The 17,320-nt window shown below is 52.6% G+C and carries 6 protein-coding genes and 1 pseudogene; 3 read left to right on the top strand and 4 right to left on the bottom strand.

Annotated features, from left to right (window positions below):
- Positions 1-22: 22 nt before the first annotated feature.
- The 3 genes from SIB64_RS11525 to SIB64_RS11515 form a co-directional block, all read right to left on the bottom strand.
- Positions 23-112: a hypothetical protein gene (locus tag SIB64_RS11525; protein WP_413443006.1), complete on the bottom strand. Its 90-nt coding sequence runs from the start codon at positions 110-112 to the stop codon at positions 23-25.
- A 251-nt stretch (positions 113-363) separates the two neighbouring features.
- On the bottom strand, positions 364-4,476 hold the full coding sequence (locus SIB64_RS11520; RefSeq protein WP_413440342.1) for a SwmB domain-containing protein: 4,113 nt from the start codon (positions 4,474-4,476) through the stop codon (positions 364-366).
- 700 nt (positions 4,477-5,176) lie between these two features.
- A complete protein-coding gene (locus tag SIB64_RS11515; protein ID WP_413440341.1) occupies positions 5,177-9,271 on the bottom strand; it encodes a DUF4347 domain-containing protein in 4,095 nt (1,364 codons plus the stop codon).
- A gap of 961 nt (positions 9,272-10,232) precedes the next feature.
- Between SIB64_RS11515 and arsB the strand changes: the two are divergent.
- From arsB to SIB64_RS11500, 3 genes and pseudogenes are all read left to right on the top strand, one after another.
- Positions 10,233-11,243: pseudogene (gene arsB, locus SIB64_RS11510) on the top strand (ACR3 family arsenite efflux transporter).
- 13 nt (positions 11,244-11,256) lie between these two features.
- Positions 11,257-11,691: a chromate transporter gene (locus SIB64_RS11505; protein WP_413440340.1), complete on the top strand. Its 435-nt coding sequence runs from the start codon at positions 11,257-11,259 to the stop codon at positions 11,689-11,691.
- A 44-nt stretch (positions 11,692-11,735) separates the two neighbouring features.
- A complete protein-coding gene (locus SIB64_RS11500) occupies positions 11,736-12,314 on the top strand; it encodes a hypothetical protein (RefSeq protein ID WP_413440339.1) in 579 nt (192 codons plus the stop codon).
- Positions 12,315-12,716: 402 nt separating this feature from the next.
- Here SIB64_RS11500 and SIB64_RS11495 read toward each other — a convergent pair whose 3' ends face one another.
- On the bottom strand, positions 12,717-16,964 hold the full coding sequence (locus tag SIB64_RS11495; RefSeq protein WP_413440338.1) for a DUF4347 domain-containing protein: 4,248 nt from the start codon (positions 16,962-16,964) through the stop codon (positions 12,717-12,719).
- Between the last annotated feature and the right edge of the window lie 356 nt (positions 16,965-17,320).

Raw genomic sequence — 17,320 nt, 5'->3', positions numbered from 1 at the left:
AGCGCAGTTGGGAGAGACCCTCTCATGCAAACCCCTGATGGAAGGCCAGTCCGCCCACGAAGCCCGGTAACGCACAAAGTGGTTGAAAGGTTCCAATGTTGTTCCAGCCCAGTTCGCTGGTGCCTGAGTTGAGCAGCCACAGCCGTCCGTCATGCCAGCGGGTTTTGGCAAGCCGAATCGGTGCTTGAGGACAGCCCCGCTTCTAAGTGCACTGATCAAGCTGATCAGTTTCTAAAGTTATTGTTGAAACCATCAATCAAGCATTTCGGGTTGAAGAGTATTTTCGAGGATCTTCAACGGCCGTAATGTTTGTTGCGTTATGCACAAGCTTTTGAGGTTGCGACCTCTCGCTTTATTTAACGTTTAGGCTAAGGGTTCAATCCCTAGAAGGAGTACTGACTCATCGTCAGATTGAATTAGTGGTTCAAAAGTACGCATGGTTCGTTTTGAGACGCCTGTTGTGAGTGCTTTGCTCTGTTTCTTTGTCAAGTCGTCAACAAAGTCCTTTGCTTTTTTGATTTGTTTTTTGCTCAGACTCGCGAGCTGATTGTTTTTAAATGCTCGGGTTTGTTTCTTGTTCAATGCATCAAGTGATGCGGGTTTCAGCCCAGAGATGCTATCAGGAGCAAACTCCATAAGAACATTTGGCTTGAAGGTGGATAGTTCTTCTCCATTGAGAGTCTTGAGGTGCCCTTTCTTCAGGCCTGTCACGGCATCTTTTGTTAGTCTGCTCAACTGATTTTGATCTAGCCCTGAAAAGACATGGCTGGATAAACTCGCTATTTGCTTTGTGGAGAATCCTTTGATGGCTTTTGGTGAGAGGTCAGAAAGCTCAGGCTTTGAGACCCTTTTAATATCCTTAAGTGAGAGTTGTTTGACTTGCTTATGTGAGAAATCTGCGAAATTCTCTTTGGGTGCTGCTGGCTTGCCCTTGATAGTTGAGTTGTTAGTTACGATAGTTCTTTTTAATGATGCAACATCATTTCCTTTTTTGTCTTGAATAGCATTGGCATCATCTGCGTTACTTGGATCTGTGTATGCAACGGTGATGTTCTGATTGATTTTAACAGGTTTAGCGAGTGTTAGCTTGAGGGTGGCATCACGAATAGTGATAGCAGTCACTTTATTAGGAATACCATTTGATCGAATCAAAAAGTCATTATTGTTAGCTGATTTTGCTGAGAGCTTTTCGTCGTAGTTTAGTAGAACTTTGTTGCCGGCAGCGTTGGTAGAGGCTGATTTGAATGTTGGTGGTGCGCCGTCAATAATTGAATTATTGGTCACCGCCGTTTGGTTTAAAGATGTAGCATCATTTCCTTTCCTGTCTTGAATGGCATTGGCATCATCTGCAGTACTTGGATCGGTGTATGCAACGGTGACGGACTGATTTTTTTTAACAGGCTTGGCGAGGGAGAGTCTGACTGTTGCATCAGAAATGGTAACAGCTGTAATTTTATTTGGGAAGCCATTGGACCTAACGAAAAAGTCATTATTATCAGCCGATTTTGATGATAGCTTTTCATCGTAGTTGAGTAGAACTTTGCTGCCGGCAGCATTGGTAGAGGCTGATTTGAATCTTGGTGGTGTTCCGTCAAGGCTGGAATTGTTGGTCACAGCAGTTTCACTTAAAGATGTAGCATCATTTCCTTTCCTGTCTTGAATGGCATTGGCATCATCTGCAGTACTTGGATCGGTGTATGCAACAGTGACGGTCTGACCCTTTTTTATAGGTGTAGTAAGGGTGAGATTAACCGTTGCATTATTAATGTTGACAGCTGTTGCTTTATTTGGAGCGCCATTTGATCTAACGATAAAGTCGTTATTGTCAGCTGTTTTTGCTGAGAGAATTTCGTCATAGTTGAGTAGAACTTTGCTGCCAGAAGGATTGGTAGAGGCTGTTTTGAATCTTGGTGGTGTTCCGTCAAGGCTGGAATTGTTAGTCACAGCAGTTTCACTTAAAGATGTAGCATCATTTCCTTTCCTGTCTTGAATAGCATTGGCATCATCTTCAGTGCTTGGATCGGTGTACGCAACGGTGACGGCCTGTCCCTTTTTTACAGATGTAGCGAGATTGAGCTTGATGGTGGCATTTAAAATGGTGACAGAAGTCACATTATTTGGAGCACCATTTGATCTAACGATAAAGTCGTTATTGTCAGCTGTTTTTGCTGAGAGAATTTCGTCATAGTTGAGTAGAATTTTATTGCCAGCAGCGTTGGAGGAGGCTGATTTGAACGTTGGTGGTCTGCCATCGATCCTTGAATTGTTGATCACTGTAGTTTTGCTGAGAGATTCAACGTCATTGCCCTGCCTGTCTTGAATGGCATTGGCATCATTTGCAGGGCTTGGATCGGTGTATGCAACGGTGACGTTCTGTCCCTTTTTTACTGGTGTCGTGAGAGCGAGCTTGACTTTGGCACCAGAGATAGTGACGCCTTTCACTTCATTGGGAACCCCATCAGTCGTGACGGAAAAGTCCTTATTGGCAGCCGTTACTGCTGAAAGCTTTTTGTCATAGGTGAGGACGACTTTGCTGCCGTCTGTGGACGTGGCAGAGGAGGTGACAGTGGGAGCGGTGCTGTCGTCTTTGGACTTGCCGGCGCTGTCGTAAACATCGTTGGTCAATGGGTTGGCAAAACCAACAACTCCGGAGGAGAGTTGAGCGGAAACGGAGGACGAATTACCGCCGTAGTTGGTGTTCCCCCAGGTGATGACGGAGCCGTCGTCTTTGAGTGCCGCGAAGGCACTTAACGTAGAGAAAAGTTGGCTAACGCCGGAGGAGAGGGAGGAGGAGACAGAGGATGAATCACCGCCGTAGTTGGTGTTCCCCCAGGTGATGACAGAGCCGTCGTCTTTGAGTACCGCGAAGGCACCGAAATTGGAGAAGATTTTGCTAACGCCGGAGGAGAGGGAGGAGGAAACGGAGGATGAATCACCGCCGTAGTTGGTTCTGCCCCAGGTGATGGCGGAGCCGTCGTCTTTGAGTGCCGCGAAGACACCGTTATTGGAGAAGATTTTGCTAACGCCGGAGGAGAGGGAGGAGGAGACAGCGGATGAATCACCGCCCTCGTTGGTGCTACCCCAGGTGATGACAGAGCCGTCCTTTTTCAGTGCCGCGAAGGCATAATTATTAGAGAAGATTTGGCTGACGCCTGAACTGAGCTCTTCTTCTACTGAGGATGAATCACCGCCCTCGTTGGTGTAACCCCAGGTGATGACAGAGCCGTCGTCTTTGAGTGCTGCGAAGGCAGTTGAAGTGGAGAAAAGTTGGCTAACGCCGGAGGAGAGGGAGGAGGAGACAGAGGATGAATCACCGCCGTGGTTGGTGTAACCCCAGGTGATGACAGAGCCGTCGTCTTTGAGTGCCGCGAAGGCACTTGACGTAGAGAAAAGTTGGCTAACGCCGGAGGAGAGGGAGGAGGAGACAGAGGATGAATCACCGCCCTCGTTGGTGCTACCCCAGGTGATGACAGAGCCGTCGTCTTTGAGTGCCGCGAAGGCACCGAAATTGGAGAAGATTTTGCTAACGCCGGAGGAGAGGGAGGAGGAGACAGAGGATGAATCACCGCCCTCGTTGGTGCTACCCCAGGTGATGACAGAGCCGTCGTCTTTGAGTGCCGCGAAGGCACCGAAATTGGAGAAGATTTTGCTAACGCCGGAGGAGAGGGAGGAGGAAACAGAGGATGAATTACCTCCGAAGCTTTTGGAGCCCCAAGTGATGACGGAGCCGTCGTCTTTGAGTGCCGCGAAGGCGTAATTATTGCCGAAGATTTGGCTGACGCCTGAACTGAGCTCTTCTTCTACTGAGGATGAATCACCACCGGAGGTTCCGTTGCCCCAAGTGATGACGGAGCCGTCGTCTTTGAGTGCCGCGAAAGCGGTGTTATTTCTGTATTCCTGGTACGTCCTGCCGGGGCTGGCTTGGGTAGTTGGTGTGTTTGTTGTAAATCCACCCAGTTGGTGCTTCCAGGCCAATTGATGGCTGGTATCGATGGGGAACTCTGGAGAGTCTGCTAGTGCTTTTTTTTGGCTTGAGCTTGAGAGTTTCCAGGAGCTACTGCCGTCTTGCAGCCTGCCGAGCGGTCGATCGCTCGTCCACACAGATGCTCCAGTGAGCTCCTCTAAAACACTGGTGAAGGCATGGTCGGCGCCGGTGCAACAGCTCCACAGTGCGATGGTGTCGACTTGCCAGGTCTTGAGCTGCTCCTGTTGCGAGATCAGGCTTTCCCTGTTGATTTCGGATCCACCGAGCAGCAGCACACCAGGTTGGCCATGACCAACCCAGTGCATGGTTTGCACCGGTTGGCCTTGTTGGCGTCGTGTTGATAGAGCTCGACTGATCAGTGCGAGGGGCTCTTGATCTGCGGCCAGCCAGAGCACTGGACTTTGGCTTTGCGTTAGGAGTTCGCGGATTTGTGGGCAGTGTGCATCTGCCACCAGCAGAGTGGACGCGAGATTCGTTTGCGTGGCGTTCATCTCTGCTGAGTGCTCTATTCTTTGATTGTGATGCAGGTATTGGAGATGCACAACTTTTATAGTTGATCTTGAGTAAGTGTTTGAATTTATTTCACCATTTTGGATGGCAGAACCCGTTGATTTGGGGTGTTGATATTGAAGCCTTATGGATGACTCATTGTTTCCTGTTGCGAGGGGACTGCAACGGGTTTGGCGCGGTATTTGGGCATTGCTGAAGAATAGGAAGTTAACCATTAATTGTCACAGAGAAGAAAGTTGTTTGTTTAATCGATTAATTGATCAATGTTTGTTGATGCGATTCCCTCGAAAGGGGCTGGGTTGAAATCAACCTAATCAGCGAATCAATCGCGAAGCGCTTGCTATTCATTGGACCCTCAATTGCTCTTCAGGTCAATTTCACAAGGTTTTGTTTCTATGCACAGTCACGTTCTATGGAACATCAACTTAAGTGATTTCAAGCAATCTGAGTGCAACTGAGGGCGTCTCGGCGGAAGACCAGCGCTGGCCCTGGTGGCCGGTGCTGCCGCTTAGTCGTTAGTTGTTGGAGGAGACCTGGGGGACTTGTCCCCTAGTTGCCCTTGGAATGTTGTGCAACTGGGCCTGAATTTGTGCAATTGGGATGAGTCCTGGGCCAAGGGTGTGTGGATTGCTCAACACCCTGTTTTTACTCAACACCCTGGTTTCACTCAACACCCTGGCTTCAAGTGAGGAGATTTGGTTGTGCAGCGAGAAGTTGATCGAGGTTGATGTTGAGGATGGTGGTGTGGATGTTGTGGGCCGGATCGATCACCAGTAGATCGTTGTTGTGTTGTTCGATGCTGAGATCAAGGCTGTCTTGGATCGATGCTCGGATGGCGATGTGATCGCCGTGCTTGGGATTGAAATCGGTGATGGTGTCGTTGCCTGTTGAGAGAACAAAGCGATCAGCACCATCTCCACCGATGAGGGTGTCGTCGCCGTCTCCTCCATGGAGGTTGTCGTCGCCGCGTTTGCCTTTGAGGTGATCGTTGCCCTTGTTGCCATTGAGGTCGTCATCACCATGGCGACCGCGGAGGCTGTCGTTGCCGTCCTGGCCATTGAGTTGATCGTCTTGATGGCCTCCGCTGAGGTGATCGTTGCCGGTTCCGCCGTGGAGTGTGTCTTTTCCGCGTCCGCCTTTGAGCGTGTCTTCTCCAGAGCCGCCTTGGAGCGTGTCGCGATGGCTGCCGCCTTTGAGGGTGTCATCACCAGCAGCACCGATGAGGAGATCATTGCCGGCTTTGGAGCCGATGCGATCGTTGCCGCCTCCACCATCGAGGGTGTCGTGATCAGCGCCAAGGTTGATGATTTGCGGTTGTTGATCGGCGCGGAGGATGTTGCTGCCTGCGCCGCCTGAGATCTGAGCGCTGCCAACGATGACGGTGTAGTCGATGTGATGGAGCTCGAGCTGGGGTTGACCGGGCAGGTTGGTGAGATCAACCACCAGGGCTGTTGTGGTGGTGGCTGTGGATGTTGTTGTGGAGTTGTCGTTATTGGAGGAGTCGTTGGTGTTGGTGTTGTCTTGGTCGTTCGTCTTGTCTGTCTTGTCTGTTTTGTCTTTGTTGTTCTTGTTGTTGTCTGAAACGGATTGCGGCGGAGTGCCTTCAATGGTGATTGGTTGTCCAGCGATGGCGAATGCGCTGGTGGGAACGAGGGTATGAACGTCGACGTTGCTGCCCTTTGGAAGCTGATTGAGGAAGGATTGCGCGCCTTGAATCAGTCCGGCTTGTGAATTTGAGGTTGTGTTGCGGGTGCGGATCGCCTTGGTGAGGGTGTTGAGGGCCTGTTTGCTGTTGGTGTTCTGGCTTGAGTTGGCCTGATCGAGGTTGAGCTCAACAGATTGAGGCCGGCGAACGGTGATCGGATTGCTTGGTTCTGCGTCTGGGTTGGCGCCAGTGGCTGCAGGGTCGCCATTGCCGTTGCCGTTGTTGCTGTTGTCAACCAGGAGTGTGGAAACGATCGGCTGATCGATCGTCGTGGTCGTTGTTGTCGTTGTGGGCTCGCTGATTTTTTGTGGTGCTGCAGGCGCAGGGCGCGCCGGGGGTGTTGGTGTTGGTGTTGGAGGTGGAGGCGCGACAGCTAAAGGCAGGGGTGGTTTTGTTGGTTTTGGAAGCGCTGGTTTAACAAGATCTGGTTGAACCAGGCCTGGCGGGATGGGTATGGGCCTGGGTCTGAGAGGGGGACGCGGCGCTGCTGTGGGAGTAGGAGTGGGATCGGGGGATGGCGAGGGATCGGGTGATGGCGCCGGTGCAGGTGCTGGAGGAGGAGCGATCCCTGAAACAGTGATGGCGTTACCGGTGAGGTCTTGACTGTTGGCGGAGGGATCAGAACCTGGAGCCCAGCGGTTGGCAGCAGCAATGTTGTAAGTGGTGCCCTGGATCGATGCGGTGCCGTTGTTGTTGAGCAGGGAATCGAGATTGGTCTGGTCGGCGCTGTTGAGGCTGATGCTGGCTGATGTTTTGGAGGTCAGTTCAACATCAGAGGAGGCGAGGGTGTAGGTGCTGCCGGAGCCACCGGTGATGGTGAACTTGGAGACATCGATGTCGTTGTTGGAACCGGAATAGGCGGGCAGGTTGCTGCCGGTTAGAGCGAGAACACCGCTGGAATCGTCGTAGCTGGCGGAGCTGAGGCTTGGTGCAGCGACATTGGAGACGGTGATGGCGTTACCGGTGCTGTCTGCTGGTGAGGAACTAGCGCCTGGATTCCAGTTCAGAGCTCCAGCGATGTTGTAGGAGGTGCCGCCACCCGAGGAGGTTCCGTTTTTATTGAGTAGGCCAGCGAGTTGCAGTTGATCAGCAGCGTTGAGGGTGACGGAAAAAGCCGTTGCTGATGTGCGTTCAACGTCGGCCGATGTGAGGGTGTAGGTGTTGCTGCCTTCTCCGGTGAGGGTGAGTTTTGAGACGTCGATGTCGTTATCTGCGCCTGAATTGACCTTGAAGTTTGTCCCCGTAACAGACAGGACGCCGGTGGAAGCGTTGTAGCTGGCAGATGTAATTGAAGGCGGATTCAACCAATTGCCGTTGCTATCAAGTTTGGCAATAAAAATATCATTACTGCCCGCTGAAGTGAGCGTGGTACTGCCAAATGTGGCGGTGCCGCTGAACCGGCCGGTGACAATCGAGCTGTTGTCACTCAGGCCGGTAATGGCAACGCCCCGATCACTCGTATCTCCACCGGCATTTTTGGCCCAGAGATAATTGCCGTTGCTATCAAGCTTGGCAATAAAGACATCAGAATTACCTGCTGATGTGAGCGTGGTGCTACCAAATGTGGCGGTGTCGGTGAAATAGCCAGTCACAATCGAGCTGTTGTCGCTCAGGCTTGTGATGGCAAAGGAAATATCCCAACTTGCGCCACCGCCTTGTTTGGCCCAGAGATAATCGCCGTTGCTATCAAGCTTGGCAATAAAGACATCAGAACTGCCCGCTGATGTGAGCGTGGTACCGCCAAATGTGGCGGTGCCCACAAATTCGCCAGACACAATCGAGCTGTTGTCGCTCAGGCTGATAATGCCACGGCTTTCATCGCTGCTTGTTCCACCCGCTTTTTTAGCCCAGAGATAATTGCCGTTGCTATCAAGTTTGGCAATAAAGACATCATTATTACCTGTTGAAGTGAGCGTGGTACTGCCAAATGTGGCGGTGCCCTGAAATGTGCCAGTGACAATGGAGCTGTTGTCGCTCAGGCTGGCAATGCCGTTGCCATTATCACCACTTACGCCACCGCCTTGTTTGGCCCAGAGATAATCGCCGTTGCTATCAAGCTTGGCAATAAAAATATCATCATCACCCGCTGATGTGAGGGTGGTACTGCCAAATGTGGCGGTGCCGTTGAAATAGCCAGTCACAATCGAGCTGTTATCGCTCAGGCTGGTAATGCCACGGCCTGAATCCCAATTTGCGCCACCGCCTTGTTTGGCCCAGAGATAATTGCCGTTGCTATCAAGCTTGGCAATAAAAATATCTTGACTGCCTGCTGAAGTGAGCGTGGTACTGCCAAATGTGGCGGTGCCGTTGAAATAGCCAGTCACAATCGAGCTGTTATCGCTCAGGCTGGCAATGCCATAGCCACTTTCCCAACTTACGCCACCGCCTTGTTTGGCCCAGAGATAATCGCCGTTGCTATCAAGTTTGGCAATAAACATATCTTCATTGCCCGCTGAAGTGAGCGTGGTACTGCCAAATGTGGCGGTGCCGCTGAACCGGCCGGTGACAATCGAGCTGTTGTCACTCAGGCTGGTAATCCCATGGCTCATATCAGAAGTACTGCCACCGCCCGATCTTGGGAACGCTCCTAGTTGATGTGGCCAGCTCAGAAGCTGTTGCGCATCGATCGGTAATTGCGGTGATGGAGCATCATCACGGGACGTCAGTTGCCAATGCGCGGATCCATCCCTTAAACGGCCCAGTGAGTGACGACTTGACCAAACTTTTGCAGCAGTGAACTCCTCCAGCAGGCTGATGAAGCTTGATTCGGCCCCTGTCGAGCAGCTCCAGAGCACTAGTTTCTGCAGGCCCCATTGCGCCAGTTGCTGATGCCGATCAATCAGCGACTTGCTGCTGATCGTGTGGTTGCCTACATGAAATTGGCCTGCACTGCCGTGGCTGATCCAATGCAGGAATGCAACAGGGTTGCCTTGTTTCCGCCGCCAGTTGAGCTCCTGGCTGAGGATGTCGAAGGGGTGATCTTCTCCTTCCAGCCACAGCACAGGTGCATCTGCCTTGGCGAGCAGTTGGCGGATCTGCGGGCAACTGCCATCGGCAACGACCAACTCCATTGGCTGATTAACTCTGACTGTGGTTGTTGATGAAGCAGGGCCAGGCTGTGCTGATCTTTGCAGGCTCACCACAGCACTGCTGATGGAAGCGGAAGGATTGCGGCAGGATGGGTGATTCGCCCCAGGGAGATCAAGTACTTCGTCAATATTGCCCAAACAGCTCAAAATTGGTATCCAATTACACTAGTTATTTGCAGGGTCAATGATGTATTGCTTGCTACCTAGTTTTAAGACGATTTGCTACCGGATTAAATGTTCGGCTTAATACATCTAGTGAGGCGGTGTCGTGCCTGCGAGGTGGATGGCCGGTTTGCTTAATGATGAATTCATTGTGGTTCATTCGCTTCCATTTTCATCCCCAAAAGATAAGAGTTAATCTGCAATCGGTGAAGGTGGTGGTGCTGTTCAAGCTTGCGTCGATCGATTCGCTCTCTTGGCAAATGGTTTAAATCGTTGTTGAGTTATTGAATCATTGATCAGAAATCGATTGAATTCAAAAAGTTTGTTGATTGCCCGGGCGTTTGAGGCTGTGTGTGGCATCGGCGAGAGTTGAATTGGATTCACTGATAGTGTTCAGGGCTGGTATGTGTGCATTGAATCGGTTGGCCAGAACACCTGGAAGAATGGGATGGGGCTGAGATCCGTCCATCAGCTTGAGATCAGAGAATCGGGGGATGCCAAGCAATCTGCATGCAACTGAGGGCGTCTCGGCGGAAGACCAGCGCTGGCCCTGGTGGCCGCTGCTGCCACTTAACTCCAAGTTGCCGGAACTGGTCTAAGAGGCTTGTCTCTGAGATATCCCTGTAATTTTGTGCAACTGGGATCAATGATGTGTCACCTCTGAATGGCAGCTTCTCGGCAAGCTTTGTTTCGCTGGGCGGATGTAAGACGCATTCAATAGAGGTCTAGGTGGTATTTGCCCACCCTTAAGCTCAATCCATCAAGTTTTCTTGATGGATTAATGGGTTGGTTCGAGCGCTATCTCTCTGTCTGGATTGCCCTGGCGATCGTGGTTGGGGTTGGCCTTGGCGCTTTGTTCCCTGATGCGGCGGCAAGCATCGCAGCCCTGGAGGCTGTGGGGATCAATCTGCCGATCGCAGTGCTGATCTGGGGAATGATCTTTCCCATGATGCTGGCGGTCGACTTCTCCTCAATCGGAGCGATTCGCCAGCAGCCACGGGGGCTGTTGGTGACAGCTGTCGTGAACTGGGTGATCAAGCCGCTCACCATGACAGCCCTTGCCTGGCTGTTCATCCGTGGTGTTTTTTCCGCCTGGATCCCGGCAGCCATTGGCCAGGAGTACGTGGCCGGGATGATTCTTCTTGGGGTCGCTCCCTGCACGGCGATGGTGTTCGTGTGGAGTCGCCTTAGCGATGGCGATCCCAACTACACCCTGGTGCAGGTCGCGTTGAACGACGTGATCATGGTGTTCGCCTTTGCCCCCATTGCGGCGCTTCTGCTGGGTGTTTCGGATGTGTTGGTGCCTTGGGAAACGATGCTCACGGCAGTGGGTCTGTTCGTCGTGGTCCCCCTGGTGGCCGGATGGTTCACGCGGCTGAGTCTGCACAGTGCTCGCCGGATTGAGCGGTTGGAGACGCGGCTTAAGCCCCTGGCGATCGGCGCGTTGATCGCCACCGTGTTGCTGCTGTTCATGGTGCAGGCCCAGGCGATCCTGGCCAAACCGCTGGCCATCGTTTTGATCGCCATTCCTCTGATCCTCCAGACCTATCTGATCTTCTGGATCACGGCGTTTTGGATGCGCTCAGCATGACAGCCACGATCGATTGCGGCACCCGGGGCCATGATCGGCGCATCCAACTTTTTTGAGTTGGCGGTTGCGGTGGCAATCAGCCTGTTCGGTTTGAACTCCGGGGCTGCCTTGGCCACGGTTGTTGGCGTGCTGGTGGAGGTTCCGGTGATGCTGTCGCTGGTGGCGATTGCCAACCGGAACCGCCGCCTGTTCCCCGTCTGAGAGGAGCAGCGTGATGCCCGGTCCGCTGCAGGTGTTTGTTCAGTTTTTCGTGTTGGGGCTGACCTCCTTCAGTGGCCCCGTGGCGCATCTCGGCTACCTCCACGAGCGCTTTGTGCAGCGGGAGCGTTGGATCACCGCTGAGGCCTACGCCGATCTGGTTGGGCTCTGTCAGCTGTTGCCCGGCCCTTCGAGTTCCCAGGTGGGCATGGGCTCGGGCCGCATTCAGACAATCAGGGCTTTGGCTGATGATTCAGCCACTTATGTCACGACTGGCGAATACCTAACGCCAAGCGGTAGGGCATTGCGTATAAAAGGGATTCAGCCCGATTTTGCTGCTGCTCTGACAACGGACGAGGAAAATATTTTAAAGGCGGACGACTTAGGCACCGCGAAGGACAGGGTTTACAAGGCTGCTGAATTGTCACTGCTCGAGCGCGTCAATCAGTGATCCATGGCTGGACCGGTGTGCGAGAGCTGATGGTTGAATAGTTGATGTTTTGGTTGGATGTATTGATGCGTACAAGTATTCCTTCGTTGCGTCTCTGGTTCCTGGGTTTTGTGTTGACCATATCATTGGCCCCTGCCTCGGCTAACCAGCAGAACGCTGGTTGTCCCGACGATGTTGAGTCTCTAGTGCGCTTGCTTTACAGCGAAGAGGTAAGGACTGACTTCTGGAACAAGAGCCTCTCAAAATACAGTTATCTATTCGAAGCAGCTATTCACAGGCAGTTGCTTGATGTTGCGAAAAAACATGCCCACTTTCAAGCTTCAGGAAACGGTTATGTGGTTGTGGATATTGATGTTTTTTCAGGACACCAAATGGGAACGGATGAGATTGAATCGATTCGATGCCAAGTTGTAAATCAAGACGAAGTCAGAGTGAATCTTGTGATTCTTTCTGGTGGCAAAACTCGTCAGTTTCAACATCCTGTTGTTGTATTTCTCAAGCGCGATCGACTTGATTCCTTGCGATGGAAGGTGGTTGATCTTGGTGCTTATGAAGATGCTTCCTTGGAGCGTGGATATGGCTATTTGCTCTCAGAAACCTTGGATGATTGGATGAAAAGGTAGACGAGTCGCGTTAAGGCCCTGCTTCTGCTTGAGCGTGGATTGAAGTTTGCTTCGTGGGGGTTTCGGTATCCATCTGAGGATCAGCATTGGCCTTGGTTGGTGGGTGGTTTGACCCAGGCCTGATCCATGCCTCTGCAGAATCACTGCATTGATGGGGGCCGTGGTGGCCGGAGCTGGTGTGAATCCTGCTGATCAGCGCTGGGGTTTCTGGCCTTTGCTGCCACTTAACTCCAAGTTGTCGGAACTGGTCTAAGAGGCTTGTCTCTGAGATATCCCTGGTTTTTTGTGCAACTGGGCCTGAATTTGTGCAAGTGGGCGTGATTGAGTCCTGCGGCCATGGTGTTTGGATTGCTCAATAACCTGGTTTCACTCAACACCCTGTTTTCACTCAACACCCTGGTTTTAAGTTAGGAGATCTGGTTGTGCAGCGAGAAGTTGGTCGAGGTTGATGTTGAGGATGGTGGTGTGAATGTTGTGGGCCGGATCGATCAGCAGTAGATCGTTGTTGTGTTGTTCGATGCTGAGATCAATGCTGTCTTGGATGGATGCTCGGATGGCGATGTGATCGCCGTGCTTGGGACTGAAATCGGTGATGGTGTCGTTGCCTGTTGAGAGAACAAAGCGATCAGCACCGGATCCACCGATCAGGGTGTCGTCGCCATCACCCCCGTGGAGCTTGTCGTCGCCGCGTTTGCCTTTGAGGTGATCGTTGCCCTTGTTGCCATTGAGGTCGTCATCACCATGGCGGCCGCGGAGGCTGTCGTTGCCGTCCTGGCCATGGAGTTGATCGTCTTGATGGCCTCCGCTGAGGTGATCGTTGCCGGTTCCGCCGTGGAGTGTGTCTTTTCCGCGTCCGCCTTTGAGCGTGTCTTCTCCAGAGCCGCCTTGGAGCGTGTCGCGATGGCTGCCGCCTTTGAGGGTGTCATCACCAGCAGCACCGATGAGGAGATCATTGCCGGCTTTGGAGCCGATGCGATCGTTGCCGCCTCCACCATCGAGGGTGTCGTGATCAGCGCCAAGGTTGATGATTTGCGGTTGTTGATCGGCGCGGAGGATGTTGCTGCCTGCGCCGCCTGAGATCTGAGCGCTGCCAACGATGACGGTGTAGTCGATGTGATGGAGCTCGAGCTGGGGTTGACCGGGCAGGTTGGTGAGATCAACCACCAGGGCTGTTGTGGTGGTGGCTGTGGATGTTGTTGTGGAGTTGTCGTTATTGGAGGAGTCGTTGGTGTTGGTGTTGTCTTGGTCGTTCGTCTTGTCTGTCTTGTCTGTTTTGTCTTTGTTGTTCTTGTTGTTGTCTGAAACGGATTGCGGCGGAGTGCCTTCAATGGTGATTGGTTGTCCAGCGATGGCGAATGCGCTGGTGGGAACGAGGGTATGAACGTCGACGTTGCTGCCCTTTGGAAGCTGATTGAGGAAGGATTGCGCGCCTTGAATCAGTCCGGCTTGTGAATTTGAGGTTGTGTTGCGGGTGCGGATCGCCTTGGTGAGGGTGTTGAGGGCCTGTTTGCTGTTGGTGTTCTGGCTTGAGTTGGCCTGATCGAGGTTGAGCTCAACAGATTGAGGCCGGCGAACGGTGATCGGATTGCTTGGTTCTGCGTCTGGGTTGGCGCCAGTGGCTGCAGGGTCGCCATTGCCGTTGCCGTTGTTGCTGTTGTCAACCAGGAGTGTGGAAACGATCGGCTGATCGATCGTCGTGGTCGTTGTTGTCGTTGTGGGCTCGCTGATTTTTTGTGGTGCTGCAGGCGCAGGGCGCGCCGGGGGTGTTGGTGTTGGTGTTGGAGGTGGAGGCGCGACAGCTAAAGGCAGGGGTGGTTTTGTTGGTTTTGGAAGCGCTGGTTTAACAAGATCTGGTTGAACCAGGCCTGGCGGGATGGGTATGGGCCTGGGTCTGAGAGGGGGACGCGGCGCTGCTGTGGGAGTAGGAGTGGGATCGGGGGATGGCGAGGGATCGGGTGATGGCGCCGGTGCAGGTGCTGGAGGAGGAGCGATCCCTGAAACAGTGATGGCGTTACCGGTGAGGTCTTGACTGTTGGCGGAGGGATCAGAACCTGGAGCCCAGCGGTTGGCAGCAGCAATGTTGTAAGTGGTGCCCTGGATCGATGCGGTGCCGTTGTTGTTGAGCAGGGAATCGAGATTGGTCTGGTCGGCGCTGTTGAGGCTGATGCTGGCTGATGTTTTGGAGGTCAGTTCAACATCAGAGGAGGTGAGGGTGTAGGTGCTGCCGGAGCCACCGGTGATGGTGAACTTGGAGACATCGATGTCGTTGTTGGAACCGGAATAGGCGGGCAGGTTGCTGCCGGTTAGAGCGAGAACACCGCTGGAATCGTCGTAGCTGGCGGAGCTGAGGCTTGGTGCAGCGACATTGGAGACGGTGATGGCGTTACCGGTGCTGTCTGCTGGTGAGGAACTAGCGCCTGGATTCCAGTTCAGAGCTCCAGCGATGTTGTAGGAGGTGCCGCCACCCGAGGAGGTTCCGTTTTTATTGAGTAGTCCAGCGAGTTGAAGTTGATCAGCAGCGTTGAGGGTGACGGAAAAAGCCGTTGCTGATGTGCGTTCAACGTCGGCCGATGTGAGGGTGTAGGTGTTGCTGCCTTCTCCGGTGAGGGTGAGTTTTGAGACGTCGATGTCGTTATCTGCGCCTGAATTGACCTTGAAGTTTGTCCCCGTAACAGACAGGACGCCGGTGGAAGCGTTGTAGCTGGCGGATGTAATTGCAGGATCAATCCACCCATCGCCGTTGCTATCATATTTAGCAATAAAGACGTCATAATTACCCGCTGATGTGAGGGTGGTACTGCCAAATGTGGCGGTGCCGCTGAAGTCACCAGTCACAATCGTGCTGTTGTCGCTTAGGACGGTGATGCCACGTGCCATATCCCGACCTGTTCCACCGGGATTTTTAGCCCAGAGATAATTTCCGTTGCTATCAAGTTTGGCGACATAGACATCTCTGTCACCCGCTGATGTGAGGGTGGTACTGCCAAATGTGGCGGTGCCCTGAAATTCGCCAGTCACAATCGAGCTGTTGTCGCTCAGGTTGGTAATGGCAATGCCCCTATCAGCAGAACTGCTACCGCCTTGCTTAGCCCAGAGATAATTGCCGTTGCTATCAAGCTTGGCAATAAAGACATCTTTACTACCCGCTGACGTGAGCGTGGTACTGCCAAATGTGGCGGTGCCGTTGAAATAGCCAGTCACAATCGAGCTGTTGTCGCTCAGGCTGGTAATGGCAATACCCCTATCATCCGAACTGCTACCGCCTCGTTTGGCCCAGAGATAATTGCCGTCGCTATCAATCTTGGCAATAAAGACATCATAATTACCCGCTGATGTGAGCGTGGTACTGCCAAATGTGGCGGTGTCGTAGAAAAAGCCAGTCACAATCGAGCTATTGTCGCTCAGGCTGGCAATGCCATAGCCCCTATCATAGTTATTTCCACCACCTTGTTTGGCCCAGAGATAATTGCCGTCGCTATCAATCTTGGCAATAAAGACATCTCTATCATCCGCTGTGAGCGTGGTACTGCCAAATGTGGCGGTGCCCTGAAATTCGCCAGTCACAATCGAGCTGTTGTCGCTCAGGCTGGTAATGGCATAGCCCTTATCATCAGAACTTGCACCTGCTTTTTTAGCCCAGAGATAATTGCCGTTGCTATCAAGCTTGGCAATAAAAACATCATCATTACCCGCTGATGTGAGCGTGGTACTGCCAAATGTGGCGGAACCACTGAACCGCCCGGTGACAATCGAGCTGTTGTCGCTCAGGCTGGTAATGCCATAGGCCGTATCATCAGAACTGCCACCGCCTTGTTTGGCCCAGAGATAATCGCCGTTGCTATCAAGCTTGGCAACAAAGAGATCATCATCACCCGCTGATGTGAGTGTGGTACTGCCAAATGTGGCGGTGCCGTTGAAATAGCCAGTCACAATCGAGCTGTTGTCGCTCAGGCTGGTAATGGCATAGCCTTGATCCTGAAGTGTTCCACCGCCTGATCTTGGGAACGCTCCTAGTTGATGTGGCCAGCTCAGAAGCTGTTGCGCATCGATCGGTAATTGCGGTGATGGAGCATCATCACGGGACGTCAGTTGCCAATGCGTGAATCCATTTTCCTGCTGCCCCAGCGGCAGACGACTCGCCCAGACCGTTGCGCCGCTGAATTCCTCCAGCAGGCTGATGAAGCTTGATTCGGCCCCTGTCGAGCAGCTCCAGAGCATCAGCTCTTGCAGGCCCCATTGCGCCAGTTGCTGATGCCGATCGATGAGCGACTGGCTGCTGATCGTGTGGTTACCAACATGAAGTTGGCCTGCACTGCCGTGGCTGATCCAATGCAGGTTCGCAACAGGGTTGCCTAGCTGACGTCGCCAGGTGAGCTCCTGGCTGAGGATGTCGAGGGGATGTTCCGTTCCTTGCAGCCACAGCACAGGAACTGCCGTGCTGGCGAGTAGATCGCGGATCTGCGGGCAACTGCCATCGGCAACGATCAAAGCCGTTGGCTGATCAGCTCTCACTGCGGTTGTTGATGAAGCAGGGCCTGGCTGTGCTGATCTTTGTAGGCTCACCACAACACTGCTGATCGAAGCGGAAGGATTGCGGCGGGATGGGTGATTCGCCCCAGGGAGATCAAGTACTTCGTCAATATTGCCCAAACAGCTCAAAATTGGTATCCAATTACACTAGTTATTTGCAGGGTCAATGATGTATTGCTTGCTACCTATTTTAAAGATGATTTGCTGCCGGATTGAATGTTCGGCTTAATACATCTAGTGAGGCGGTGTCGTGACTGCGAGGTGGCTAAAAGGCTTGCTTAATGATGGATTAATTGTGGTTCATTCACTTCAATTTTCATCCCCAAGAGATAAGAGTCGATCTGCAATCTGGTCTCGGTGAATGTGGTGGTGTTTAGCTTACGTCGATCGATTCAATCTCTTGCCACAGGTTTTAAACCATTATTGAGTTGTTGAGTCATTGATCAGGAATGGATTGAATTCAACAAGTTTGTTGA

Origin of the sequence: Synechococcus sp. MIT S1220 (assembly GCF_047303025.1) — a bacterium.
Lineage (GTDB): Bacteria > Cyanobacteriota > Cyanobacteriia > PCC-6307 > Cyanobiaceae > Parasynechococcus.
The sequence above is the reverse complement of the archived record's forward strand: the minus strand, read 5'-3'. Positions and strand labels throughout refer to the sequence as shown.